The organism is Pseudomonas parafulva, assembly GCF_000800255.1.
Lineage (GTDB): Bacteria > Pseudomonadota > Gammaproteobacteria > Pseudomonadales > Pseudomonadaceae > Aquipseudomonas > Aquipseudomonas boreofloridensis.
In genome coordinates, this window is sequence record NZ_CP009747.1 from 1,802,672 (window position 1) to 1,828,905 (window position 26,234).

25 protein-coding genes and 1 riboswitch are annotated in these 26,234 nt (G+C 59.5%); of the genes, 4 read left to right on the plus strand and 21 right to left on the minus strand.

What is annotated here, in order from left to right; genetic code table 11:
- Positions 1-18 precede the first annotated feature (18 nt).
- The 16 genes from NJ69_RS07965 to NJ69_RS08035 form a co-directional block, all read right to left on the minus strand.
- On the minus strand, positions 19-2,058 hold the full coding sequence (locus NJ69_RS07965; RefSeq protein ID WP_039577856.1) for a chemotaxis protein CheA: 2,040 nt from the start codon (positions 2,056-2,058) through the stop codon (positions 19-21).
- A 42-nt stretch (positions 2,059-2,100) separates the two neighbouring features.
- Entirely contained in the window at positions 2,101-2,385 is a 285-nt protein-coding gene (locus NJ69_RS07970) for an STAS domain-containing protein (RefSeq protein ID WP_039577858.1), read from the minus strand.
- Between the two features lie 23 nt (positions 2,386-2,408).
- Positions 2,409-2,777, minus strand: coding sequence for a response regulator (locus NJ69_RS07975; RefSeq protein ID WP_029612024.1), 369 nt, complete (start codon positions 2,775-2,777; stop codon positions 2,409-2,411).
- A 10-nt stretch (positions 2,778-2,787) separates the two neighbouring features.
- Entirely contained in the window at positions 2,788-3,999 is a 1,212-nt protein-coding gene (locus NJ69_RS07980) for a methyl-accepting chemotaxis protein (RefSeq protein ID WP_039577861.1), read from the minus strand.
- Positions 4,000-4,276: 277 nt separating this feature from the next.
- The gene (locus NJ69_RS07985; protein ID WP_039577862.1) at positions 4,277-5,338 is read right to left on the minus strand and encodes a hypothetical protein; all 1,062 of its coding nucleotides are present in this window, start codon (positions 5,336-5,338) and stop codon (positions 4,277-4,279) included.
- 93 nt (positions 5,339-5,431) lie between these two features.
- Positions 5,432-7,825 (minus strand): hypothetical protein, encoded by a 2,394-nt coding sequence (locus NJ69_RS07990; protein WP_039577864.1) that lies wholly within the window; start codon positions 7,823-7,825, stop codon positions 5,432-5,434.
- Positions 7,826-7,835: 10 nt separating this feature from the next.
- Entirely contained in the window at positions 7,836-8,990 is a 1,155-nt protein-coding gene (locus NJ69_RS07995; RefSeq protein WP_039577867.1) for a hypothetical protein, read from the minus strand.
- A complete protein-coding gene (locus NJ69_RS08000; RefSeq protein WP_039577868.1) occupies positions 8,969-10,405 on the minus strand; it encodes an alkaline phosphatase family protein in 1,437 nt (478 codons plus the stop codon). The genes NJ69_RS07995 and NJ69_RS08000 overlap by 22 nt, the downstream gene beginning before the upstream one ends.
- Entirely contained in the window at positions 10,392-11,627 is a 1,236-nt protein-coding gene (eboE, locus tag NJ69_RS08005) for a metabolite traffic protein EboE (protein ID WP_039577871.1), read from the minus strand. Before eboE ends, NJ69_RS08000 begins: the two co-directional genes overlap by 14 nt.
- A complete protein-coding gene (locus NJ69_RS08010; protein WP_039577874.1) occupies positions 11,624-12,508 on the minus strand; it encodes a TatD family hydrolase in 885 nt (294 codons plus the stop codon). Before NJ69_RS08010 ends, eboE begins: the two co-directional genes overlap by 4 nt.
- Positions 12,509-12,566: 58 nt before the next feature.
- Positions 12,567-13,313, minus strand: a complete 747-nt coding sequence (locus tag NJ69_RS08015) for an EboA domain-containing protein (protein ID WP_039577877.1) — start codon at positions 13,311-13,313, stop codon at positions 12,567-12,569.
- Positions 13,310-14,200 (minus strand): UbiA family prenyltransferase, encoded by an 891-nt coding sequence (locus NJ69_RS08020; protein WP_039577880.1) that lies wholly within the window; start codon positions 14,198-14,200, stop codon positions 13,310-13,312. Before NJ69_RS08020 ends, NJ69_RS08015 begins: the two co-directional genes overlap by 4 nt.
- Positions 14,197-16,071: a 3-dehydroquinate synthase gene (locus tag NJ69_RS08025; RefSeq protein ID WP_039577883.1), complete on the minus strand. Its 1,875-nt coding sequence runs from the start codon at positions 16,069-16,071 to the stop codon at positions 14,197-14,199. The genes NJ69_RS08020 and NJ69_RS08025 overlap by 4 nt, the downstream gene beginning before the upstream one ends.
- Positions 16,072-16,406: 335 nt before the next feature.
- Positions 16,407-16,862 carry a hypothetical protein gene (locus NJ69_RS08030; RefSeq protein ID WP_245219523.1) on the minus strand — a complete coding sequence of 152 codons (456 nt, stop codon included), beginning with the start codon at positions 16,860-16,862 and terminating at the stop codon, positions 16,407-16,409.
- A 316-nt stretch (positions 16,863-17,178) separates the two neighbouring features.
- Complete coding sequence (locus tag NJ69_RS23050) at positions 17,179-17,301, minus strand: hypothetical protein (protein ID WP_348529589.1); 123 nt, start codon at positions 17,299-17,301, stop codon at positions 17,179-17,181.
- Positions 17,302-17,751, minus strand: coding sequence for a hypothetical protein (locus tag NJ69_RS08035; RefSeq protein ID WP_348529590.1), 450 nt, complete (start codon positions 17,749-17,751; stop codon positions 17,302-17,304).
- Between the two features lie 1,035 nt (positions 17,752-18,786).
- On the opposite strand from NJ69_RS08035, the gene NJ69_RS08045 reads away from it, so the two are divergent.
- Together NJ69_RS08045 and NJ69_RS22365 are read left to right on the plus strand one after the other, a co-directional pair.
- Complete coding sequence (locus tag NJ69_RS08045; RefSeq protein ID WP_039577888.1) at positions 18,787-19,056, plus strand: helix-turn-helix domain-containing protein; 270 nt, start codon at positions 18,787-18,789, stop codon at positions 19,054-19,056.
- A 129-nt stretch (positions 19,057-19,185) separates the two neighbouring features.
- Positions 19,186-20,478 carry a tyrosine-type recombinase/integrase gene (locus NJ69_RS22365; RefSeq protein WP_209435525.1) on the plus strand — a complete coding sequence of 431 codons (1,293 nt, stop codon included), beginning with the start codon at positions 19,186-19,188 and terminating at the stop codon, positions 20,476-20,478.
- Between the two features lie 100 nt (positions 20,479-20,578).
- On the opposite strand, the gene NJ69_RS22370 is transcribed toward NJ69_RS22365, so the two are convergent.
- The 4 genes from NJ69_RS22370 to NJ69_RS08055 all read right to left on the minus strand — a co-directional run bounded on the left by NJ69_RS22370 (position 20,579) and on the right by NJ69_RS08055 (position 23,702).
- On the minus strand, positions 20,579-20,983 hold the full coding sequence (locus NJ69_RS22370) for an antitoxin Xre-like helix-turn-helix domain-containing protein (RefSeq protein WP_155290563.1): 405 nt from the start codon (positions 20,981-20,983) through the stop codon (positions 20,579-20,581).
- Positions 20,984-21,230: 247 nt separating this feature from the next.
- The gene (locus NJ69_RS08050; protein WP_039577891.1) at positions 21,231-21,857 is read right to left on the minus strand and encodes a hypothetical protein; all 627 of its coding nucleotides are present in this window, start codon (positions 21,855-21,857) and stop codon (positions 21,231-21,233) included.
- Positions 21,858-21,966: 109 nt separating this feature from the next.
- Positions 21,967-22,275, minus strand: coding sequence for a hypothetical protein (locus NJ69_RS22375; protein WP_245219524.1), 309 nt, complete (start codon positions 22,273-22,275; stop codon positions 21,967-21,969).
- A gap of 533 nt (positions 22,276-22,808) precedes the next feature.
- Complete coding sequence (locus NJ69_RS08055; protein ID WP_039577894.1) at positions 22,809-23,702, minus strand: LysR family transcriptional regulator; 894 nt, start codon at positions 23,700-23,702, stop codon at positions 22,809-22,811.
- Positions 23,703-23,837: 135 nt separating this feature from the next.
- Here NJ69_RS08055 and NJ69_RS08060 point away from each other — a divergent pair, with 135 nt between their 5' ends.
- The gene (locus NJ69_RS08060) at positions 23,838-24,983 is read left to right on the plus strand and encodes a TDT family transporter (protein ID WP_392474827.1); all 1,146 of its coding nucleotides are present in this window, start codon (positions 23,838-23,840) and stop codon (positions 24,981-24,983) included.
- 3 nt (positions 24,984-24,986) lie between these two features.
- On the opposite strand, the gene NJ69_RS08065 is transcribed toward NJ69_RS08060, so the two are convergent.
- The gene (locus tag NJ69_RS08065) at positions 24,987-25,562 is read right to left on the minus strand and encodes a uracil-DNA glycosylase (RefSeq protein ID WP_052192043.1); all 576 of its coding nucleotides are present in this window, start codon (positions 25,560-25,562) and stop codon (positions 24,987-24,989) included.
- A gap of 85 nt (positions 25,563-25,647) precedes the next feature.
- Positions 25,648-25,709, plus strand: a riboswitch (Fluoride riboswitch).
- A gap of 141 nt (positions 25,710-25,850) precedes the next feature.
- On the opposite strand from NJ69_RS08065, the gene crcB reads away from it, so the two are divergent.
- The gene (crcB, locus tag NJ69_RS08070) at positions 25,851-26,234 is read left to right on the plus strand and encodes a fluoride efflux transporter CrcB (RefSeq protein ID WP_039577899.1); all 384 of its coding nucleotides are present in this window, start codon (positions 25,851-25,853) and stop codon (positions 26,232-26,234) included.

The following is a 26,234-nucleotide window of genomic DNA, read 5'->3' on the forward strand; positions in this document are numbered from 1 at the left end:
CATGGAAGTGCAAGAACGTCAACGCGTGGTGCCCGACAGGGCCTGGGACGCCGGAGCCGGGCGGGCTTCCAGTTGTACGATTTGATTGAGCAGGGCAGGGACGTCCAGGATCAGCGCGACCGCACCGCTGCCCAGGATGGTCGAGCCACTGATGCCGCGCAGTGCCCCGAACAGCTTGCCCAGGGGTTTGATGACGGTCTGGAACTCGCCGAGCAGTTCGTCCACCACCAGCCCGGCCTTGTGCTCGGCATAGCGCACCACCACGACGTTCTGGCGCCGCGCAGGCGCACCCTCGTGGTTGAAGTGCTCGCGCAGGTCCACCAGCGGCAGTACCTCGCCACGCAAATCCAGGTAGCCCTGGTCGCGCGTCGACACCGGCTGGTGTTCGTCGAGCTCGATGCATTCCTGGACCATGTCCAGCGGGATCACATAGGTGGACTGATCGATCCCGACCAGGAAGCCATTGATGATGGCCAGGGTCAGCGGCAGGCGAATGCGCACCAGCGTGCCCTGGCCGTGACGGCTGTCCAGATCGACGGTGCCGCGCAACAGGGTGATATTGCGCTTGACCACATCCATGCCCACGCCGCGTCCGGAAAGGTCGGTCACCGCTTCGGCAGTGGAGAAGCCCGGCTCGAAGATCAGGTTGTAGATCTCCTGGTCGGTCAGTGTCGCGCCGCTGGCGACCAGGCCGCGCTCCTGCGCCTTGTGCAGAATGCGCTCACGGTTGAGGCCAGCGCCGTCGTCGGCGATTTCGATGACGATGCTGCCGGAGTCGTGATAGGCATTGAGCCTCAGGTGGCCCTTGCTCGGTTTGCCCGCCGCCTGCCGCGCCTGGGCATTCTCGATGCCATGATCCATGGCGTTGCGCAGCAGGTGCATCAACGGATCGCCGATCTTCTCGACCACCGTTTTGTCCAGCTCGGTTTCAGCGCCGCTGATGATCAACTCGATGTCCTTGCCCAGTTCCTGACTGACATCGCGCACCACCCGACGGAAGCGATTGAAGGTGTCGCCGATGGGGATCATGCGCAGGTGCAGGGCGCTGTCGAGGATTTCCTCGACCAGGCCCGACACGCTGGAGGTGGCTTCCTGCAACGGGTCGTTGTCGCACGAACGGGCCAGCAGGCTCGCTCCGGCGCTGGCGATGACCAACTCGCCCACCAGGTTGATCAGTTCGTCGAGCTTGTCGGCGTTGACCCGCACATAGTTACCGTCGCGGGGTTTGCCTTCGACAGGCGCCGTCACGCGCTGGGGCGTGCCCACCAGAGGCACGACCTCGGCCTGGACGACCAGCTCGGTGCCGGAGACTGAAGCGCTTTCGCTCGCCTCATCGATGCGGCTGATGTGTACGTCACAGTCTTCACGCACGAAATCGAAGACTTCGTTGAGGCTGGCGTAGCCGGCGGTGGAATTCAGATCGAGCTCGAAGCCCAGGTAGCAGCTTTCAGGATCCCAGCGGCTCAGGTCTGGAACGCGCTCGGTGAGGGTGCGCAACTGCACGATCTGCCCTAGGGTTTCGAGATAGCGCAGGAAAGACAGCGGGTCCATGCCGTTGCGAAACACGTCCTCGCCGAAACGCAGCGAGATATGCCAGAGCACCTGGCCTTCTTCACTTGCAGCGGAGGGTTCGGTTTCGAGTCCAGTCACCGAGGCATCCACGTGCCGATAGGCATTCAACGCTTGGTGTAACGCGTCTTCGCGCTCAACGGCGGCGGGCGAGAGCGCTTCGCCCCGGCTGGCAACCACCTCGATCAGCTCCAGCATGTGGTCGCCGGACTTGAGCAGCACGGCGATCAGTGCGGCATCGACCGCTATCAGTCCGTCACGCAGCCGGTCGAGTACATCTTCGACGATGTGCGTGAACGTGACGATCGGCGTCAGCCCGAACAGCCCGGCAGAGCCCTTGATGGTGTGGGCGGCACGAAACACCGCGCCGATCGCATCCTCGTCGCCCGGTTCGCTTTCCAGTTGCAGCAAGGATTGCTCCATGGCCTGCAACAGTTCGCGCGCCTCGACGATGAAGGTTTGCAATGCCTGATCGAGATTGATGCTCACCTGAACGGTCCTTGTCGATGATTGAACAGCGTATGGCGAGGGCTAGACGAGGCAACGACACAGTTGCAACGCCTGTTTGACCGCCTGGCTCTGGTCGGTCAGCGTCAAGGCCGTACCGGCAGCGCTGGCTTCGCGCTGGACGACCGCCAGCAGTTGCACGCCGGCGCCGTCCATTTCCGTGACCTGGGACAGATCGAGCTGCACACACGCTGTTGCGCCCATCTCGGGCAGCAGCGCAGCGGCCAGCTCGGCCACGGTGTAGATCGTCAGCTCACCGTCGATGACCAGGTGGGCGGTGCCGTCGAGCGTTTCGCGAGTGATAGGCATGCAGAACTCCTGGTCCACGACGCTCAGGGCAGGATCAGCTTGGACACCGCCGCCAGCATCTGCGCCGGCTGGAACGGCTTGACCACCCAGGCCTTGGCCCCGGCGGCCTGGCCCTCGGCCTTTTTCGATTCCTGGGACTCGGTGGTCAGCATGATGATGGGCGTGAACTTGTAGCTGGCCAGCTTCTTCACCTCCTTGACGAAGGTGATGCCATCCATGTTCGGCATGTTCACGTCGCTGATGATCAAGTGCACTTTCTGTCCGGTGAGCTTGCTCAAGGCGTCCTGGCCATCGCGGGCTTCGATCACCTCGTAACCGGCGCTCTTCAGGGCAATGCCCACCACCTGCCGTACGCTGCTGGAGTCGTCGACCACTAATACGTTCTTCGCCATGGTGTACTTCCTAAAAGAAGGTGATGTCTTGGGAATGCTGCTGTTCGGCCGCGTTGCCATGGTGGTTGCGGCGTTGCTCGTCGGTGGCGTAGGTGGCCTCCATGCGCGCCAACCACTGGCGGGCATCGACCGCCACGGCCTGGTCCGGCGCCTGGCTGGCTTGCTGCAGGTGTTCGTGCAAATCGTGCATGTTGTCGCGCACATGACTGAGGATCTGGCTGACACGGTCCTGGAATTGCAGGTTGACCAGCACCTCGGTCATCTCGTCGCGGATGCCGTAGCTTTCCTGCTTCAGCAGGTCGGCCGAGTCGGCCAGGCGCCCGGTGATGCTCTGAAAGCGTTCGAGCACCTGCTGGATGCTGTGCTCGGATTCGCTCACCGAGAGACCGTCCTGCTCGGCGCTGTTGGACGCGGCCTGAACGAGTTGGGTAATGGCGTTATTGATGATGTCGACCTTGGCCGACATCTGCTGACCGGTTTCGCTGGACTTGCTCGACAGGCTGCGCACGGCATCGGCCACCACCGCGAAGCCGCGCCCGGCCTCGCCGGCACGCGCGGCTTCGATGGCTGCATTAAGGGCTAGCAGGTTGGTTTGCGCCGCGATCGCGGCCACATCGGCGGCCATGGTGCGCAGTTCACCGGTGTAGGCGGTGAGGCTGCGGACCTGGGACAGGGTCTGGTCGCGGCTGGTCTGCGTGGCCTTGAGCGATTCGATGACCTGGCTCAGTTCGCTGTCGCTGCGCGCCAGCACCTTGAGCGCGCCTTCGGCGTTTTGTCCATCCAGTTCGCCGGCGGCGTGCTGCGAGGCCTGCACGGTGTCTTGCAGGCGCTGGGCGATGCCGGTGAAGCGGTTGGCCAGTGAGACGATCGCTTCTTCGGTCTGCTGACGCGAGCTTTCCACCTGCTTGGCCCAGATCGGCATCGCGCCGAGCAGCACCTCGTCGAGCTGGGCACGCGAAGCTGTGTTGGTCTGCGTTGCCTGCGCCGTGACGTGATCCAGCGCGAATGCCTGCGCACGGCGAATCGCCTCGGCCTGGGATTTCGCGCTCAAGACGCCGACGCCCAGGCCGATCAGCACGAGCACCGTGCAGGCCAGCAGGTTGGCCGTGGAGGTGGATTGCGTGAGCAGCCACACCACTGCGGGCAGCACAGGGATCAAGGCGAACCAGAGAAAACGCGGCTGGGCGGGAGCGGGGAGGAGGGTGGAGTGACGCTGGGTCATGGTTCCGTCCTTGGAAGATGTTTCGGATTTAACGATAGAGGGGTTATCTGCCCTGTGCCCCTGGACTTGAGGTTTTCGAGGCGCCTTCCGTCGGGTTCTTGACAGCGGTATTTCTGACGCGCGCACTGAATGGGGAAAGGCGAACAGCCGTTACCTCACGGAGCCAGCGCAGGATTTGCCCTTCGCAATCTGCGCTAAAGCTCATGAGGCGGTGAGGCCGAATGACGGGAGAGGTGCGTGGGTGCCTCATTTGCGGCGGCGGCAGGCGTGTGCTGTGTCAGGGGAGCGCTTGCAGTGAGACCTTACGCAACCGGCCATCCAGGGCGACCACGCCACCCGCTGGCGTAGGCAGCGGCCGGCCGGACAGGCCCATGCCCTCGCTGACCAGCACTGCACCTTGCACCAGGCACAGATTCGACGGGGTATCCAGTTCGTGGGCCAGCACGCTCACCGCGCCTGTGTGCAGGTCGCACTGCAGCAGGCGTCCGCTGAAACGGGTGAAGCCGCCATGCACGGCTTCGCCGCTCCAGTCGGCAGCCAAAGGTTGCTGCAGGCTGGCGCAGAGCTCCAGGACCAGCACGTTGCCTTGCGCATCGACGGCCAGGCCGGTGGGCAATTGCAGACCATCGATCAGCACCTCGATGTGCCCGTTGTCGGGCCAGACCCGGATCACCTGGCCGGCCTTGTCGGCAAAGTCCACGCCTTTACGCGCCGGGTCGCTGTGCAATTCGCCGGAGAACAGACTGATCAGCACTGCAGTCGTTGCCGGTTCGTATACCAGGGTGACTGGAACGGCCTCCTGGCCCCGGTCCAGGTCCGGCAGATTCACCAGTACCCGCTCCTGCTCGCCGGGACGCAGCGCGACCAGCTCGTTGGTATCGGGCTTGACCGCCAGCCAGCGATGCAGGCCGGGGTGATAGCACAACGCATTGAGGTTGCCTTGGCTGTGACATACCGGCTCGGGCGGACTGAAGCGGAGGTCGAGGAGTTTCGAGCCGGCAACGTAGTCGGTCTGACTGACCAGGCAGCGGCCCTCGCCACAGGCGAGATCCGACAAACCCATGATCTCGTCACGCAGCATGCGCGCCTGCATGTTCATGGCCCGGAAGCCTTCGGCCAGGGTTTCACGCGGCAGATAGCCGCCGGGGGTCTGCGGGTCGGCCGGCAGGCGGCTGATGCGACCGGTGAACGGATCACCGGGCAGGCCCGTGCCGGCTTCGACCAGCAACAGGCTGCCGTCGGCCTCGGCAAGAACCCCGCGAGGGTTGCGCAGGCCTTCGGCAATGATCGAAGTGGGGCGTAGGGTTTGATCAGGGTGCTGCGGGATATGGATCGTCATTGGCCTGTATCCCCTTGAGGCAGGGCTGCTTGAAGTCTGTTCGTTGACCCGGCAAAGCGCAGGGGGGCATCACTGTCCCCCTGCGCCCCGAGGTCAGTTGACCTTCAGATGGTTGTAGTCATCCATGCTCAACGGCTGCGGCGGATACTTCTGCTGCACCAGCTTCTGCGCCCACAGCTCCAGCACCGAGCGACGACTTTGCGGCATGTCCCGAGTGATCGGCATCGCCACGGTGCTTTCTTCCTGGTACGGCTTGCTGATCAGGCGGATCAACTGGTCCACAGCGCCCTCGATACGCGACAGATCGTTGAGCGGCATGTACTTGCCCATGATCGGATAGAGGTAGTAGTAGGGCTCGAAAATCCTTGGGTAGATGAAGCTGTCCCAGATGAGCTGCCCCGCATCGCTCTTCTGGTACACCTGGTTCCATTGGTCGACGAACGCCTGCTGCAGCTCCGGCTCCAGCGGCAGCACCCGCAGGGGGGCGAGAAAGTCCACATAGGCGTTGAGATAGTCGAAGCTGAAGACGATGTCGGCCTGGCCGTCCTCATTGGGGTAGAAACGCAAGGTCGGGAAGCCTGGGCGCTGGCCGGTGACGGTCACGCTGGCGATGCCATTGCCGTCGGTGGTGATCTGCACGTAGTTGTAGTTCACCTGTTCGTTGGCTGGCGCCTGCAGCGAGCGGGTGGCCGTCTTGGCGTTCTGCAAGGTCAAGCACGCGTTGAGCGAGATGCCGGCCGGGGTCTTGCTGTAATCCTGGTACATGACGTCCGTACCGCCAGTGGCCGAGGCGTCGGTGCACAAGCCCACCAGATTGCGACCCGCGCCGATCGTCACCAAGGCCTCGACCTCGGCGGCCCCGACGAACTGCGGCAAGACTTCGATGTTCTGCCCGCGGTTGGCCGGGAAGTCCTGGAACAGGGTGAAGTTCGGCGTGTTACTGAAGCCCAGGTAATAGCTGGAGGTACCCAGCAGATAAGGGTTGTTGTATTCCGCCACCAGCAGCTGGGTGTTTTTCGCCGCAACGCCGTTTTTCTGCACCATGATCTGCAGGGTTCTGGTTTCGCCCACGTCGATGAAGCTGCCGCTCTGGATCACCTCGGCGGTCCAGGCCACCTGTTTCGAGGCATGGACTCCGGTGGTCTGCTGTTGCAGCGCCAGCGGCGCACCGCTGGTCAATTGCGTCTGCTGGGCCGGGGTGAGGGGGAGGTCGATGATGCCAGCGCGCTGCTCGAACTGGTCCTGCTGGTAGTCGGCGTAGCTGAAATGCGTGACCGGCACGAAGGTGCCGTTCTGATCGATGCCCACGTCGAACGCACCCACATCCAGTTTCTGCGCGATTGGAACAGCGGGATCCTGACCTGCTGGCGGTGTCGCGGGCATGAACGGAAGGGTATTCATCAGGTCCAGTGACAGGGTGTTGTCGTGAACCTGCGCCGAGGCGACGCCCAACTGTATCGTCGGGGGCCGCAGCTTGTACTGCGCAGGCACGGCAATCGCGACGTCGGGCACCAAGCGTACGCCGGCCGGAGCGGTCGGGTACTCGCCGTCGAGCCACAGGCCGAGAACGCCGGAGGTGCAGCTGTAGGCCGGGTTGAAGAAGATGTCCGCAGGGTTGCTCAGGCCTTTCTGGTACAGCTCATGAACCCTGTCCATGTCCACCTTGTTCTGGGACTTGGCATCGATCGGCGGCTGGTCATTGAATACGCCGTTCATGTCGTAGAAGGTCAGGTAGGTGCAGAAACGGAACATCAGGCCCTGGACACCCGGCTGGTCCAACTGTGCCTTGAGGGTCTGGAGCAGCGCCGAGTTGCCCACCACCCAGCTCAGGTTGTCTTTCGGGAAGCAGGTCTGCCACGTGGTGGTGACGTAGTTCAGTCCGCCGAGAGCGCCCCAGTTGAAGTTGAGGAAGCGGTCGAGCATGCGGAATTGGCGCTTGGCCGTCAGGCCGCAGGTGTCGTTGCCCAGCACCAGCCTGTCGAAGTACAGCGCCGTGAAGGTGTTCTGCCAGGGGCTGACGTCGACGAAGCGCGCCGGGCTCGGGTTGGTGCTGCCGAACGGGTTGCCATACAGGTTGTAGGGCAGGGTGATCAACGGGTCGTTGTCGACGTAGCCGCCAGTGGGCAGTTCGCCGCCGATGACGGTGGACGTGGTGTCCTTGTAAGTCACCGTACCGCAACCGTTGTCGCCGAACAGATCCCACTCGGCGGGCATCATGATCGGGTGGGGGTTTTGCGGCGAGGGCGCATTGGGCGGCGCTTGGCGGACATAGTCCGGTGCGTCGTCCAGCGCCTGAGGGGTGATCATCCAATTGGCCAACAGATCGCCGGCATTGGCTGGGTTGATGTTGTAGTGCTGGAGGAACGGCCAGTTCATCTGCATGTTCACCGCGTCGTAGAGCGGGAACATGTCGTTGTTGTTCCCGGTTGGCGGGTTCCAGAACATATGGCCTTTCAGATAGATACGAGGGAAATTCAATACGCTCATGTCATCTTCCTCACGGACGCTGCCACTGGGCGCGCTTGAGCGACCAGACGAAGTCGAGTTTGTGGTAGCCCTTGAAATCGGACGCCGGCACTGGGTCGGTCGGATAGACGATGCCCCCCTGGCCCGCATCGCCACCGAGGGCGAAATTGAAGTAGCCGTCATCCTTCGAATAGGCCGCCGTACCATGGCAGGCAAAGCACGACGACTGGCTCTGGAAGGCCGACTCCAGTTGCGAGTTGGCCAGCAGCTTGGGGCTGGTCTGCAATTGGGTGCCGATCAGCTCGTAGCGCGACAGGTCCTTGTAAGCGGCCTGGAATGCAGTGTTCACCAGTGCCGCCGCCGGGGTCGGTCCGGTGCTGTTGGTCATCGGCTTGGGCGGGATGTCGTTGGTCACGGTGTACGAGTGATTGTTGACGTTCTCGAAGGTGGTCCAGACCCAGCCTGGGACCAGCTTGTTGATGACGTGCAGGGCGCTGAGCGCGGCATAGCCGACCTCGTAGGTGCCGTCCTGGTTCTGGTAGTAGGCCTGGGCGATGTAGTAGCCGTCGTTGGCCAGTTGCGCCTGGTAGGTCGTGTCGCTGCCGATCCACAACCAGCCAGCTTTCGCTTCCCATGAGGTGGCCGGGAAGTTCAGGTCGCCGGTCAAGGCTTGCTGACCATTCATGTTGTAGACGCCCTGGTCGACGATGTAATCGAACGTGGACTCACTCATCAACAACTGGAAGCGCACCGGCTTGCCCCGCTGCGATTCCGGCACCGATCCGCCCATCTCCAGGGGCAGGCCGTCCACCTGCAGGGTGGCATTGAGGTTGTGGAAGACGCGGTTGAGGTTCATCCCCGGGATTTTGCCGGCGGCCTGCGTCACCGCTGCCGGAAGCGTGACCGGCGCGCCGTAGGGCGTGGGCTTGGCGCCATCGGCCAGGTACACCTGGTCCGAGGGCTTGAGGGTTTCCCAAACCCGGTCAAGGCCGTTCGGCGCAGGCTGGTTCAAACAGCGGAACCAGTTCCAGCTCAGGGTTTCCTTGCTGGCATTGAGCAGGAGGTTCGTCTGTGCCTGATTGCCGTTGAAGTTGAGGAAATCGCTGCAACTGAACGGGTTGATGTTGTCAGCCTGGGCCAGTCCGGCCACGGTACTGAGAACGGTTATTGAGATGGCTCGCCGCATATGTGCTCCTTGGCATTGGCCAGGTCGTTTCGGTTCTGCCCCAGGAAATGCCGAAGGAGCAGGTGTTTGACCGCCGTTGCCGCAATGCTGGGCGGCAACGGCAGGTCGCAATCGGTGATCAGCAAGGGCCCCACCTGCTCGCTGGCGGGCAGACGGCCGTGACTGCCACGGACCAGACCGCTGTCCAGCGGGATCAGGTCCATGTAGTAGCGAAAGCCGAGCTTTTTCTGTAGCAGACGGCGCGCCGCCTTCAATTTGGGGAAGCGGATGGTCGGGTCGACGAACAGCTCCACCGGGTCGTAGCCGGGCTTGCGATGGATATCCACGGTACGGGCGAAATCTGGCGCTTGGCGCTCATCGACCCAGTAGTAGTAATCGAACCAGAACCCAGGCGCGGCCACCGCCACCAGCTCGCCGCTGCGCGGATGATCCAGTTGCCAGAGACGCTGTTCGGCGCGATCCAGCACCTGCTCGATACCTGGCTGGCGTTGGAGCAGGGCCTTGATCCGCGGGACATCCTCCGGGCGCTTGACGTAGACATGGGCGATCTGGTGATCGGCCACGGCGAAGGCGGCGCTGGCGCCGGGGTCGAGCAGTTCCCAAGTCAGCGATTGGCGCACCTTCAACAGGCCTTGCTCGCGCAGCACGCGGTTGATCGACACCGATTGCCCGACCGCCTCGATGCCGTACTCCGAGAGCAGCATCACCGCAGCGCCCTGATCGCGGGCCAAGCGCAGCAGGCGCCCGACTTCATGGTCGATGGCGCGCACCTCAGCAGCGATCGAGGGGTGTTCAGGCCCGAATTTTTGCAGGCTGTAGTCGAGATGGGGAAGGTAGACCAGTTGCAGGTCAGGCCGATTGAGCTGGAACTCGAGCAGGGCGCAATCGACGATCCAGCGGCTCGAGGCGATGCCCGCCGCAGGCCCCCAGAAGCTAGGGAAGGGAAACTCGCCAATCTGCGCCTCGATCTGCTCGTGCAGCCCCGCGGGCGACGAATACAACCCGAAGTGCTTGCGCCCATCGGCCGGATAATGCGGGCGCGGGGTAATCGAGGCGTCGACATTGGCGTACATGTTGTACCACCAGAACAACTGGCTGCAGCGCAAGCCAGGCAGCTCACGCTTGAGCGTGTCCCAGATCTTTTCGCCCTGGATCAGCGCGTTGGACTGCAGCCAGAAACGCACTTCTGCCTGCTCACGCAAGTACCAGCCGTTGCCGACGATACCGTGCTGCGAAGGCGGCGTGCCGGTGAGGATCGAAGCCTGCACGGTGGAGGTCACTGCCGGAAACGACGGTTGCAGGCTGGCCATCTGCGCGGTCTTCAGCAGCTCGTTGATCTGCGGCGTGTTCGCACCCAGCAGGGACGGCGTCAGGCCGACCACGTTGATCAGCAACAGCGGTCTATAGGCTGACATCGGCTTGCTCCTCGCACAGTGGTCCCGGCAGCAGGCGGCGCTGGCGCAACTGTGCTTCGACCCAGTGCAACTCTGCGGCGATACCGCGCAGCTGCGCCTGCTCATCTGCCGGTCGCAGTTGCGCGGGCAAGACGCCCCAACTGTAGGTTTCCACTTCCAGCACCGGGTGCAGGTCGTGGTGAGCGGCCAGATAGTCGAAGGTCTGGCCCAGGGCGACTTGGCTGGCGCTGAGTTCCGGCAACAACAGCTGCTCGCTGAACAACGGCACATGGAAATGGATGCGCAATTCGGTGTAGCGTCCAGGGTCGCTGGCGCAGTCGGCCAGCGCGGCAGGCAGGTCGGCCCAGGCGCTCAGGCGCCCCTGAGGGTCCCGCGCCTTGACCTGATGCAGGTAGGTGGCCTCGGAAAACTCCCCGAGCACGCCCAGCACCTCGGAGAAGCGCTGTGGGTCATCCACCGGCAGGCGGCAGATCATGGCGTTGGACAACTGGATCTTGCCGACCGGCACGCCAGCCTGGCGCAGACGCTCCAGCGAGCGATAGCAGTCCTCGAACATCACGGCCTGATGGCAGACGTCGAAGCACAGGGCCAGGTATTCGTGGTGCGGGTCACTGGCTTGCCAATGGCTGAAGAACGCGATGGCCTGGTCGGTGTTCTCCAGCACGCAGTCCGGCTCCATTTCCAGGCAGAACACCACTTTCCTGCCGCACTCGCGATGCAGCCGGGCCAGCCCGGCGGTGAGTTGGCGCAGGTGCTCTTCGGCGCGCTGCTGCAAGGCTGGACTCCAGCCGGCGGCGTAGCCCAGCGGTACGGTGGAAATCACCCCCTGCCGACAATCCGCCGGCAGGGCCTGCGCCAGGAGATGGGCAAGGTTCAGGCTATAGCTCAACCGCTGTGGCATGGACCAGTCGGGCAGGTACACCTCGGCCTTTACCGCGCCTTGGTGGAACTCGCCGTAGGGAAAACCATTGAGCGAGGTCAGACGCAGCCCAGTGTCTTGCAACAGTGCGAGAAAACGACGACGTGCCGAGGCGTCTTGCAACTGGTCGGCGGCCTGGGCGCAGATCCACAGGCCGCTGTCCTGTTCGGGCAGACCGCGCAGGCGGCGTACGCCTTGGAAGTGGCGTTCGATAGAGCTGTGCAGCCCGACCAGATCACGGGTCGGGTGCACATTGCTGCAATAACCGACTTGGGCGGCTGTCCAGCGCTGGACCAGAGTCATTTGACCACCGGATCCTGGCCGCGCAGGGCGGAGTTTTCCTGCCAGGTCTTGCGCTGGTCGATGGGTAATGGCGTGCTGACCAGAGCCTTGTCCAACTGGCCACTCTGAGCGAAGAAATCCACCGGGTTGTCGAACAACACCTGCTCGACCTGGGCTGCGGTGAAGCCGGCATCGCGCATGGCCTGGCCGGTCTTGGGGACTTTAAGCGGGTCGCTCACGCCCCAGTCGGCGGCGCTGTTGACGATCATTTTCTCGGTGCCGTACTGCTGCAGCAGGGCGACCATGCGCTGTTCCGACATCTTGGTGTTGGGATAGACCGAATGTCCGCGCCAGCAGTCGCTCTCCAGCACCAGCGGCAGGGTCTGCTCGTTGAGGTGGTCGATCACCACCTGGTGTTCCGCAATGCCGACTTCGCGAATCACCGCCAGCGTCCGTTTTGTCCCGCCAATCTTGTCGCGGTGCGGCGTGTGCACCAGGACCGGCAGTTGGAACTGCCTGGCCAAATCCAGTTGTATGGCCAGGAAGCGGTCTTCCTCGGGCGTGATGTCGTCATAACCGATCTCGCCGACGGCCACTACGCCATCCTTGACCAGGTAGCGCGGCAGGATTTCCAGCACCTCCTGGGCCAGCCAGATATTGTTGGCCTCCTTGGGGTTGATGCCCAGGGTGCAGAAGTGGTGGATGCCAAACATGCTGGCGCGAAAGCGCTCCCAGCCCAGCAGGGTGTCGAAGTAGTCGGCGAAGCTGCCGACGCTGGTCCGCGCTTGTCCCTGCCAGAAGGCGGGCTCGATCACGCCGGTGATGCCGGCGGCCGCCATGTTCTGGTAGTCATCGGTGGTACGGCTGACCATATGAATATGCGGATCGAAATACTTGGGCATGGTGAATCCTCATCAAGGGCACAGAGATGACGGGTACACGGGTCTTGCGGTGGATCGGTCAGGTGCCGGCGAGGTGCTCGCGCCAGTGCGCCGGCAGGCGCTGCTGCTGGTACAGGCCTGTCAGGCGCTGAAGCTGCGCCGGGCTGAGCAGGTCGAAGGCGATCAATTGCGGCAGGCTGGAGGCTACCGGGCGCCCGGCGGCGAGCTGCTCGTCCATCAGGTCGAGGGCCAGTTGGTTCAAGGAGACGCTCTGGCGCTGCGCCAGGCCGATCACCCGTGCGGCATCCAGGCCCATGCCCAGCGCCTTCAGCACCAGTTGATGGAAGGCCCGGTCCGGGTAGTGACGGGCCGGGTAGGGCGTGTCCAGGGCCAGGGCGGCGAACACGTGCGGGTTGCTGGTGCGACCGGCGAGCAGGGCCAGATCGAGACAGGAGCCGTCGCTGTCGAGGTGATCGAGCACCTTGAGCAGGGCGATCTTTTCCAGGTCGTCGCCCCATTGAAAGAGTTGCTTCAGCAGTGCAAGGCGGGTTTTGGGCGCTTGCAGCCCGACGACCTCGGCCAGCAGCAGGGCGCGGGCCAGCTCGACGCAGCTCCAGCCTTCGGCGCCGACGACCGACCGCGCCCGCAGATGGCGCTTGCAGTGGCTGCTCAGCATCGCCGCAGTGGTAGCGTCAGGTGATTGCGCAAGCCGTTCCAGAGCCTGTCGCCACCAGTGCAGCTCAGTTGCGTCGAGCAGCCGGTCCAAGGCTTGATTCAGTTCGACCAGGGCGGCCTGGCGCGGGATGACATCCATGTTCGTATTCATGTCGGTTTGATCCAGCGTTGAAAGTGTGGAAGCACGATGAACACCAGCACGCAGAACAGGCTGCCCAGGGGTTGGTTGGCCACGGCCATCACCAGGGCATCGAACAGGGGGAGGGCCGCCAGACCGGCACCGATGAAGGCACGCACCTTCACGTGCTGTGGATTGGCCAAATGCACCCAGTAATGACGACCGAGCCAGCCCAGCCAGAGCAATAGCAGTGGCCAGAACCACAGGGTCTCGGCGTAGATCGCCAGTGCCAGGGGGCTGAGCATCAGTAGCAAAGGCAGTCGGCTGAGCAACCGATTGCGGTGCTCCTGGCTGGCCAGGTAGGTGAGCCCGCTGATGTAAGCGCCGAGCAGGATCGCGCAGAGCCAGAGGGGTTGCGGCGGGACCGCCAGGCTGGCCGCTGCCGTGAGGTACAGCGCCGAGCGGCAGGCGCCCATCAGCCAGACGCTGTGCACGTACTTCTTGTGCAGCAGGTTGTAGCCCAGGATGCAGCCGACCAGCAGGGTCACGCTGCCCAGCAACCACTGGGGCTGCTCGATCAGCCTGCTGAGGCCCACTGCCGAAGCACCGGCGAGCAGCAACAGGATCAGTGTCGCCAATTGCACCTGGCGGCGACTGACCAGGCCCAGGGTGATCGGGCGGGGGTTGTTGTGTTGCTGGTCCCACTCGGCGTCCAGCAGGTCGTTGAGCAACATACCGGCCAGATACAGCAGTGACAGCATTGCCAGCAGCAGTCCCCAGACCCGCCACGACGGGGGCGCCAGGGCGCCGGCGCTGCTGGCCAGCAGCGCGGCGGCGAGGGCGTTGGTCCACACCGTCGGCAAGTTGGAAATCCGTCCCAGGGTCATCCAGGTCTTGAGACTCGCCTGGGGCTGGTTCATTGCGCGTACCCCTCGCTCACGTTCACGGGGGCATTGCCCCGACTGGAGAGTCGTAGCAAGGCCTGCTCCATCAGTCGATCATCGATTTCATGGAGATCTATGGAGGCACCGATGCGGTTGAGCATAGGGATCGACAACTGGCCACCCAGGTGCTGGCGAAACTCTTCCAGCCCGAGCATCACCTTGAAGCGTCCCGCCGTATCCTTCAGGGTCAGTTCCGCTGGGCATAGGTCAAAGCCAAGCCTGTGCAATAGGTTCAGCACTCGCGCACTGTCGGTATCGCTCAACAATCCCAAAGCGTTGGCGTAGAGCGCATCCAGGGCCATGCCCACGGCGACCGCCTCACCATGGCGCAGGCGATGCTGGCTGAGGTTTTCCAGCTTGTGCGCGGCCCAATGCCCGTAATCCAGGGGACGGCCGTTGCCACGCTCGAATGGATCGCCGGCACCAGTGATATGCCCCAGATGCAGCTCAGCACAACGGCGGATGGCATGGCGGCTGGCAGGATGATCGAAGCGGGCGAGGGCGTCGGCGTGCGCCTCCATCCACTGGAAGAACGCTTCGTCCTTGATCAGCGCAACCTTCACAGCCTCGGCCAGGCCGGCGATCTGATCGCGGCGGCCTAGGCTGGTCAGCAACTGGAAGTCATTGATCACGGCAGTGGCGGGGTAGAAGGCGCCCAACAGGTTTTTCTGGCCGAAGGCGTTGATACCGTTCTTCACCCCGATGCCGGCGTCGTTTTGTGCCAGCACGGTGCTTGGCAGGCGGATCAGGCGGATGCCGCGGTGGAAGGTGGCGCAGGCGTATCCCACCGAATCGAGCAGGGCGCCACCGCCGATGGCGAGGACGTAGCAATGGCGGTCGAGGCCGTGCTTGAGCATTTCAGCGTACAGCTGCTGGAGCACCTCGGCGGTCTTGCTCAGCTCACCGGCAGCCACCGCGATGGGCGCGGCCTTCAGGTGCAGGTCGCGGGCATGGCTGGCGAACCAGGTCTCGATCTGTCCAGACAACTGCCGGTTGCACTGCAGCAGATGCTCGTCGGCGAAAATCAGTACCGTGACTCGTCCGTGCTGCCCTGTGGTGAGTTGCTGATGCAGGCAGCGGTTGTGCAGCTCGAACAGGTGGTCGGTGAAGTGTACTGGGTAGTCGTAGCTGACCTCGAAGCGTCCGTGCAAGGCTGGCTGTGGAGTGGGTTTGCGCAACTTGCGTAACAGGCTGTAGCTGGCGATGAACAAGCCTGGGAGCACCATGCTCGCCAGCAGTGTGACCAGCAGCACGTTCTCGTCGACCAGGAAGCTGCCGATGGCACTGTAGGCCAGGGCCAGGCCAGCATTGGCCAGGGTCGTGACCAAGACGAAGGCTCCCAGTGGGTAGCGCTGCATGCCTGCGGCCACTACCGAGGTCTCCGCCAGTACGGGCACGCCCCGCAGACAGATCAACGACAGCGTACCGAGCTTCTGCGCCAGCGGACCCGGCGTGCGCTGATGCAGGCCAAGGCGACCAGACAGCACACGGAAGTAGCCGGCGCCCAGGGCATAACCCAGCCAGGCGCCGAGGCACAATCCGATGAAAATCACCAGGTAACCGCCGAGGCCACCCAAGGCAGCCACGGCAAGCAACGCCACCACGCTTGAGGGCACTGGCAGCAACACATCCAGCGCCAGCAAAGCGATCAGCAACAGGGCGAGTTGGTTTTTTTGTGCGGGGGTATCGGGCCGGTACAGTTCAAGGTGGGACAGGAAGTTCTGGATTGGCTGCTCGAACAAGAGAAAGCTGACGATCACCAATAAGGCGAAGCAAACAAGCGATACCCAGAAATGTCCGGCAGGCGCTCTTTTGCAGAGCACACGACGCCAATGGCCACTCTTCATCAAGCATCCCTCTTGATAGTTTTATGACTGATTTCCGTTTCAGTGCTGTGAGGCAGTGCATTAATGCTTAGACGGAATAAAAACCCTTAGGATTGCGCGACATTATTTTGATGGCTATTTCGACGGTTGTGGACAAAGCTAGACGCTCGCCGGGCTTTTGCAAGGTCGCGTGGGACGATTTTTTGGATGGTGTCGTACGTGCGCTATCCGCGCGGTGCTGATCGAACTGTGCTCGCCTGTGGGCCAGTGAGGAACACATTCGATCGTATGGGGGCGTGTCTGGCGAGAACGGGGAGTGAAGAATTCAGCCCCCGTCAATGGACTAATTTAAGTGATCACTCCGCAGGCAGGATTAGCCCTAAGCACGCCAGCGCCAGCAGTAACGTGCCCAGCATCATGAACCCATAGTTCACAGGCGTGAACTGCGCATTGCTGCGACCTTCAAGGTCGCTAGCAGCAGCGTTCAGTCCACGCTGGCCTAGCCAAGTGACCCAGCCAGTGACCGGCAGCAGCCCTAGGTTCAGTAGTTCAACAATGGGAAGACCAATGTTATGGCTCGACAAAACTTCGGCTAACGTAGCGATTAGCATCACGATCACGAAGAGCGTCGCTAGTTTCATGGGATTCCACCGAAAATCACTGCCATTACGCTTGAGGTGAGTATCGGCCTCACGGTAAAGGGAATGAGTGAAAAACACCGAAAACAGTGCGCGAGCTATCGGCCACAGCTTTTCGCCGGTACTGCGTTCGAGTTGCTTCCAGTTCGCGAAAGCCCAGTAGAGCTGGTACATGCCAAACGACAGAATCCAGAGAGTAAGGAATTTACCTCTGGACACGACATAGAACGGGCGGTTTTCGGTTGTCTGGGGGGGGGATGCTCTGGTCTGGCTGGTCAGGGGCATAGGTAGTAACTGGGGTGGTATCGGGCACGGACTGTCCTTTGATTGGGCCGGAATTGGACGGGCACGTTAACGCATGCCTTAAGGCGAACCCATCAGCAAAGTCGTCTTTACTCGGTGGTCGATTGTTGTATTTAACATAATATACATTATGCGTATCTTCATGTTGAGCTGCCGGGGCATGGGTTGGCCAAATTGGGCGTCAGGCTCATGACGGATCGGCCTGCTTGGTCGCCTCAGGCTGGAATTCAGCCGGCGTCATTCCGTAGTAAACAATGAACGGGGCACGGCACCCTTGCTCGCGGTACCACTTCACGACGTTCTCGATCATCTAACCAAGCACGTAAACCAGCGTGTCGCTGTAGCCTTTCGGCGAGTTGGCCTCATATGGATAGCGAGCGTTTGTGAAAACATTGCGATAACGCTCAATCCATTCTTCCTCCTGGTCGAATCGAAGTCGCGACCGGATATCAGCAGGCACTGCATGGAAAAGCGTGAGCAAATCGTGCTTGTCGACGCGCTTGTCAGCCGCAATCTTGCCTGCGTACTGCAACTCGCGATGCGCGTTCTTAATCAAATCGGCGTCAAGGTCGTAGGTTTCATCGACCTGGCCGTGGTTGCCATTGGGCACGGCAACGAAGCTTTTCAGCAAAATCTCCATGCCGATCGCAGCATTTACCTGCGCAACAGCCATCATATCGTGCCCAGTAAGCAGGTGTTTGGCGGCTTCGCAATAGCGGTAAGCGCTTTCGATCATCCAAGGCGTAAGGTGCTGCTGCATAAAAATTCTCCGTCATTTGAGCTACCCCTAGCTCATTCTTGAACGCTAGCGTGCATGCATGAACGTTAGCGATCATGGATGAGCTATCCTACCCTCGCAATATGACTGAAATGAATAACTAAACTAAATGACTAATATTGGTGCCATACAAAAATGTACTAAGTCAGCGAAGGTGAGAGCGGTCGGGCGGACGGATAGCGCCTAGGGTGCATGCAGAGAAGGCCCGAGAGCTATCTGTTGTCGCCCTAGCCCCGGCACTCGAATACGGGCTAGCTGGCTTTTCTCACATCCGCAACAAAGCTGGGCTGCTCGGAACCTGGTCAGCATGGCGCTATCCATCTATATAATCTGCCTTGGGCTCAATGGGCGGGCCTAGTGCTTATTAGCGCTATAAAAATCCAGTGCGGCCATAGCTTTAAAATCAGTTATCGATTCCGATCAGATTTGAGGGCATGTACTTCGTTAATTAGGCCTCCTAGAGCAGCTGATAGCCACATCTGAAAATTGCTAAGCTCTTCGTCATGCCCATTTGCATTAGACGCTGCATAGATGGTTCTTGCATTGACTAGTTGCGAGACGCTCAGCTGGTAGTCATCCGACAATAACCGGCCGGAGAGAGTTCGGTATATATAACCACTCAGCTCGTCATCTTGATGAATGATCGTGGCTGTTTGAAATTCGAGTATAGCCTCGAGTTCCCAGCGGTTAGTCATTGTCATACTCGGTGGAACGGCTATTTGCAGACCAACGACAGCAAGCGTTGCCGAAGGGGCATCTAGCTCATGGAGCAAACCGAGGACATTCTCCCCTTTTCTTAATATTTGGACGCCGATTACTTCATCGTGCGCGTATAGATTGAGCAGGCACGCGACAAAAAAAGGTGTGTGTGAGTCGGCATCCAGTACCTCGGAGAATGTGTTGAGGGTTACCCGTAGCCCAGCCATAGCATGCCTCCTGGGAAAATGAACACTATAGATTGTAGTCCTATAGGGCTCAACAAGGCTTCATCCTTCCTTTTGTGGATAAGAAACGCAAATGGAACTCAAGCAAGCCCTCGCCCAAGCGCTGCGAAACACTAGAACCAGTCGCGGGCTCACCCAAGAAGATCTGGGAGACGTCAGTAGCCGTACGTACGTAAGCACCCTAGAGCGTGGCCTTAAAAGCCCTACCCTTGAGAAACTGGTGGAGCTCGCAGTTCGCATGGACGTTCACCCTCTCAGCCTCCTCACTAAGGCCTTTCTGCTTGCAGGAGAAGAAACAGACATTGAGATGCTATTCGCCCGGGTGCGCAAAGACCTGGAATAGTCTTGAGTACTGAGCAGGGATAGGGAATACGCGCGCATGTAATATCCGATAACGGCTAGACCTGGATATTGCACAACAAGCCATTTCGAGGCATCCTAACCGGCCTCCTACGATTGATAATGTGAAAATATGCGATTGGCTCCCATCCCCTTGTTCGACACCTTCTCGCGGTTCAATGAACTCAATTTCTTAGGGGTCAGTGCGGAACGTCCTGTAGTTATTGACTATCTGAGACAATTTGCGCCGGAGCGCGGTGCTATAGACAGCTACCTCATCGTTCGAAGCTTCTTAAAATCTTACGCTGGCAACGAATCCACTTTTATTTCGTTTCGCACTCATGTGGAGCGCCTTTTATTATGGTCTCTGCTTCTAGCCCAAAAACCCATAATAGAGCTCAGGCGCTCGGACGCTGAGAAATTTATGGAATTCTGCTTGCAGCCCCCTGCTTCTTGGGTCGGCCCAGTCGTGAAATCGAGGTTTGTAAGGCTTGGAGGAAGGAAACGTCTTGACTCGGACGACTATGTGATAAATGAAAAATGGCGTCCATTTAGTCACACGATTTCCAAACGTGAGCGGAAAATTTCTTCTGAGAATTCCGCAGATTTACGCGCCCGCCCCTACCAAATGGCGCAAGGTTCTGTAGCGCAAGTTTTTGCGGTATGCGGCAGTTTTTTTCAACACGCTATGGACGAAGGATTTACAGAGTCCAACCCATTTCGAGCCATCAAGCAAAAGTCGGTCTATAAGCAGCGTAATACTCTAGACGCTAGTGCTCGTTCGCTTTCGGAGCTGCAGTGGAGCTTTGTTATAGATTGTGCCGAGCAGATGGCCGCTGAAAATTTATCTCATGAACGCACCCTTTTTATAGTTGCGACAGTCTTTTCGATGTACTTGCGTGTGTCTGATTTAGTCGGTCGCGAAAACTGGCGCCCTACAATGGGCGACTTTCGCAGAGACTCTTCAGGTAATTGGTGGTTTCATGTAGTAGGGAAAGGCAATAAAGCTGCAAAAATTAGTGTCCGCGATGATTATGTAAGCGACTACTTGATTCGCTACCGTAAATACTTAGGACTGCCTCCCCTGCCCTCTGCCCAGGAAAAGACACCGGTGATTAGCACCCTCAAAGGTCGCGGCGGCTTGTCAGATCGGCACATCCGAAAATTAATTCAGGATGTGTTTGATCGAGCTCTGCAGCGGATGCAGAACGAGGCGTGGAATGATGATGAAATCGATGCTCTTCGTTCCGCCTCACTCCATTGGCTTCGACACACATCCGCTACTTTTGATGCGCCATACAGAGATATGAAAGATCTCCAGGCCGACCTACGACATAACAGCTTAAGCACTACACAGAATATCTACTATAATAGTTTAGATGAGCAGCGAGCTTTTTCAGCTAAACGCCTCAAGGTGAGAAAGTGACTACCCATTGCCAATAGAAATTCGCGTACGAATGTCCCGATTTCCGGGCTAGTGGCCTTTGCTTCAAATAAGCAGTGTTCGATCTACACGCGAACCGCGCTCATGAGCACTGAGCTTCGATACGTAACTCCAGTTGATGGATACGTTTGTATGTTTCATAAAGCGAAATCATGGCGCCCTGCGCCATGACCTCCAATGGCGACCTGCCATCAAAAAAAGCATTCTTGTTAGGCGCCCCTGGAAAACCGTAAACATTAGCGGGATTGTCGAATACGCTGCGCAGTGAGGCATGGATATTAAGTACGAGGCTGATCCGCTGCTGTTGATCTTTATCTAGCTTTCGTGGAGATGCCGGCGCTCGCACTGCTCGCCGGTAGGTTGCGTAAGAGATCCGTAAAACTGAGCAGATTTGAGCAGGCGTCGCCTGCCAATCGTGCAAAATGTGCAAGGCCACTTTCAAGCCCACTGCGGTCTTGTTAGGCGAAAGCGCTAGCTGATTTGGCATTTGCATTGACTCCACCTTCCGAATGCTCTCTCATAGTACATCTATAGTGATGTTTCAGCATCCGATCTAAGAGAGATTGGTCTCCACGGCCGCAAAACCGCATTAGTTGACACCTCTTCTGGGCGTTTACCTCACCGAGACTCTTAGCTGCTTAAACGGTAGTGAGGCCCGGCTACAGCGTAGAGGCGTTGCCTGCGATGGTAGCTAGCAAACACACCAGAGTAGGTCTTCGCTTGAGCCTTTTGGGCTACTGACTGCTCAGAGGAACGGTCGAAACGAGCGCAATCAGTGGCTCGTGGTCGGCAGTCGACCATGCTTTGTCTTGTATGTCACTCAGCGCGCGCTGCGTTAAAACCGGTCGAAACGCTTGTGCAATTTGGTCATAGACAGAAACGAAGAAACCTCCCTCAATCGCACGAGACATCTGGCGGTGCCAATAGAATTTACCACCTCCCGATACGTCCCCTTCCGTAAGGACAATGTCGTATTGCTGCGCAATGTATCCAAAGAGCACGCTCTGAGAGATATCGCGAAGCGCCGAAGAATGGCGATGGCTTGCCGATCGCCAAACCCGGTTGTGCGCTGTGTTTCGATTAGTGGGTTGCGGAATGAGAGCGAGCGTGACCTTGATGTAGTACGCGACTGATGATTGGGCATCGTCGACTAGCGCGATCTCGAACTCCTCGCCGCCAATCGAATTCAACTGGCGGTCAACACGGATCAATCGATATCCATTCTCAGCGCTATACCCCAGCTCCTCACCAATCTCACGCAGCCCGTCGGTTCCCGTTAGAGCGGTATAAAGCGCGGCATTATCTGCCTTGCGAGTTAGTCGCTCCGAGAGCATATCGGAAAGAAAAGCGGAAAGAGTCATGGCGGGATCTCTGAAAAGCTAGTGTCCAGTAATCAACAACGCTATCGGATACTCAAGGGCTCTACAAGCGTTCGCGACGAGCAGAGCACTCGGGCTTCTATACAGCGATTCATGCAACGCTTCCGGCCAAGAAAAGCGCTGGTTTGTTCCGTGCCAACTGAGCGCCCCGTTGCAGCAAGCTCTCGGCACTTTCGTGGCGGACCTGTTCGGCAAAATCGCCCACGCACTCTGCAGCTTGGCTCAAGTACTGCGAGAGCCCGCGACTGTCATTACCTTCCAGCGCTGCTGCTGCAGAGCGCGCACCTGCCTCAAGTGACCCCAACTGATCCGCTGCGGTATCATGGTAATGTTCAAACTGCTCACTGCCTTTCTGCTTGGCCTTGCCGAGTAACGGACTGGCCTCAGTAATGGCATGCACATGATCCCGAGTGCTACAAGGTGCGGGTGGGCCGCATTAGGCGACAAGCGGCCGTTCCATCTGTCCACCAGGCTAGAAGCGATTCACCGCTCACAGCCCGCCGGTCAGAGACGTTTCTCGGTCAAAGCAGTCCATGACGACGCGCATAGTCAGCCAGCCTGCGGTACTCTGCACTGTCAGCTAAGCGCGCCTGCGCCTGAATAATATCTTCCAAACACGGGCGAAGATCAGGAGATAGCCAAGCTTGATCGTCCACCACCGCCGCCAGCAGACGCAATGCATCCGCCGGGAACGCTGTGCATAGTCCCGACTCGCGTAACCTATGCACGGCATAATGCATATGCTCTGTGGGGACAAGCCAATCGTAGACGGCCTCCAAAGCGGCAGGAAATTTGTTCCCAGCCGCGATTGACATTCGGATCAATGACTCAGCAATGATAGGTGTCACTAGCTCTTGAGATTTTGGCCAAACATGTGTAAGCGGCTGGTGAACACGTCTTCCATTTTGATGAGGGCATCGCGTGGTCTGACCGTCATCTCGCATTGGCCGACGCGAAATCCTTGATTACACTGAAAAAGGTTTCAAGAGAGCGGGAGATAAACTTGTCTCTGTGATAAATCGCGTGCAACTGCCGTTTGTGCTCAGGAATCATGTGGTTCAACGTGATCAGGCTCCCCTCGGCGATGAGATCTCCAACCACCCAATAGGAAAGGCAACTGATTCCGACGCCAGCCGAGACCATCCGCTTGATAGCTTCTGAACTGCCAATCTGCCGGGCATTGCGCCAGGCACCCAGGTGTGGAAAAAGCCAGCGCTGAACCTCTTCAGCCGTACCCGATCCCTCTTCGCGTACCAGCCAGCGCGCTTCTTGCAGGTCACTAAGCGAAAGCCGCCCCTTGTGTGCCAGAGGGTCATCCGCCGCTGCGACAATGATCAACTCGTCCTCACACCAGGGCTGCACGGCCAGAGTGGGCTGATGGCTCGGCCCCTCGACCAGGCCAACGTCAATTGACAATTGTGCCGCCTGCCGGGCGATCTCTGCGCTGTTGCCCAGGATGACATCGATCTGTGTCCCGCCGGCACGCTCGGCCATGTGTTGCATCAGCAGCGGCATGATGTAGTTGCCAATCGTCGTGCTGCAACCTACCCGCAGCCGCGCGACCACGTCAGTCCGAAAACCACCCTCGATCTCCAGTGCAGCCTCCAGCAGGCGGATAGCCTTGGGCAATAGTGCCTGGCCGTTTTCGTTGAGCACCAGGCGTTTGCCGACGCGGTCGAAGAGTCGAATATCCAATGCGCCTTCGAGTTCTTGGAGTGCTGCGCTGGTGGCTGACTGCGAAAGAGCGAGGGTTGCGCTGGCTTGGGTGGTTGAACCCAGCTGGGCGATAGCGCGGAAGATGTGGAGTTGCCGAAGTGTGAGCTTCACTTTCTTACCTTGAAAATAGGTATGCCATATTCAAAATATCCGTTTTTCCAGATAGATGCATGCCGCTATTCTGAACCTGTTGCCGCATCGCAATCATTCGGAGGTTTTATGCGCGAGATCAGCCTAATCAAGGTCATGCAGGGCGGCCAGCCGCTCTCGGCGCTTTCCAATCCCAAGGAAGCGATTCGACAGTTCACGCCTAACTGGTTTGCCGCAACGATGGGCACCGGCATTCTGGCCTTGGCCCTGGGGCAGTTGCCGGGTCACAGTGTGCTGCTTACAGGTATTGGGGAGGCCCTTTGGCTGTTCAATATCCTGCTGTTTACCGTCTTTACCCTGATGTACGCCGCCCGCTGGGTGTTCTTCTTCGATGAGGCCAAACAGATCTTTGGGCATTCCACGGTTTCGATGTTTTTCGGCACGATACCGATGGGCCTGGCAACTATCATCAACGGCTTGGTTCAGTACGGCCTGCCGAACTGGGGAGACGGTGTGATCCCCTTGGCCCATGCGCTCTGGTGGCTGGACGTCGCCATGGCACTGGCGTGTGGGGTGCTGATCCCGTTCATGATGTTTACCCGGCAGGAGCACAGCATCGATCAGATGACTGCTGTATGGCTGCTTCCTGTGGTAGCGGCGGAAGTGGCAGCGGCGAGCGGCGGTACCATCGCACCGCATCTGGCTGATATCAGTGCTCAGTTCACGATGCTGATCACCAGCTACGTCTTGTGGGCCTACTCGGTTCCAGTTGCTTTAAGCATACTGGTTATTCTGGTACTGCGTCTGGCACTTCATAAATTGCCCCATGAGAGCATGGCGGCGTCGTCTTGGTTATCGCTGGGGCCAATTGGCACGGGCGCTCTGGGCATGTTGGTCATTGGTAACGATGCACCGGCAATCTTCGCTGCCCACGGCATGTCAGGCGTCGGCGTGGTGGCCGGGGGTATCGGGGTAGTATCGGGTGTCCTGTTCTGGGGCTTGGGCTTGTGGTGGATGCTGTTGGCGCTGTTGATCACCGCGCGTTATGCCAAGGGCGGCATACCCTTCAATCTTGGCTGGTGGGGCTTCACATTCCCGCTGGGGGTATATGCGGTGACCACGCTGAAGCTCGGCGCGACGCTGAACTTGGCCTTTTTTGATGTGCTGGGCATTATCCTGGTGATGATGTTGGCCATCATGTGGCTGGTGGTTGCGACCAAAACCGCTGCCGGTGCATACCGTGGCAATCTATTTGTATCGCCTTGTATCGCGTCGCTGAACGCCAAACGCGCCAGTCGCTAACGATCAGACACTCGCCACGTTCACCGCCCGGGCTAGCGTGGCGACAATGTCTTTAGCGACATCAGGATGCTGACACACCGAAAGCGGGCTTGGGTGCGGCATGGCGAACAGCCTGACCTCGGGGCGATGATGCTCGATTTCGGGTGCAGCTCTTTGAGCCACGCGTCCAGCCAAGACCACGACGCGCAGGCACGGGAGCAGATCCATTACCTCTTTCAGCAGTGTGACGCCCTCTGTGATTTTCGAGCGGGTGATCGCTTCGGCAGGACTGTCCAGCTCCGGCAGCCACGGATAAATATTCCACAAAATGGTCTGCTCGCGCGCGAGGCACGCCTGTTCAAGGAAGCGCTTCAGGTTGCGCTGGGAGGGCCCTGTGTTGTCGCGGGAAACGAAGCGTGGCCACGAGCAATCCCTGGCCGGAGATTCCAGCAATATCAGAACAGACGCATCGACCCCACCATCCAGCGGATCAAAGTACGGCAGTCGTCTAGCTCCCAGGCTCCGGGCGTCTACCCACTTGTTCAGAATACCAGCAGGCTGGGAGTACAGACGATGTCTGCGGGTATCTTGAATATTCATCTAGTCTCTAGCCATCGAGGGGAAACCGTGCTCGCGTCAACGATTGCAAAGCACTATTTACGTGACAATCGCGCGAGTGATATGTTGCTTCCAAGGAGATGGCATTCCTCCTCACAACCGCCCCGTGCTGATGATGCCTACGTGAACCCTGGACAGGGTGCGTAGGTGTGCCCCCTGTCCGCAAATCTAGGACAGGAAATTGACTCAAAATTTCGTATTAACTCTCTATCGCAATCTGCGGTTATCAGCACCTCCTCGGCCCTACCAGCTTCGAGGAGATTTGCAGTCATGCTGAAATCACTCTTTGTCATCGCCATCGGCGCATCACTTGGTGCCTGGTTGCGCTGGCTCTTGGGTATGAAGCTCAACGCTCTGTTCCCGACTATTCCCCCAGGCACTGTAGTGGCGAACATGGTCGGGGGATACATCATTGGCCTAGCCATCGCGCTCTTGGCCACATCTCCCTCCTTAAGTCCAGAATGGCGCTTGCTGATAATCACGGGCTTTTGTGGGGGACTTACCACCTTTTCCACCTTTTCAGCCGAAACAGTTGCCCTCATCCAAGAAGGAAGATTGCTGTGGGCGCTCGGCTCAATTTCATTGCACGTCGTAGGTTCGTTAGCGATGACCGCTGCCGGACTACTTTCCTACCAAATGATTGGTACTCGCTGA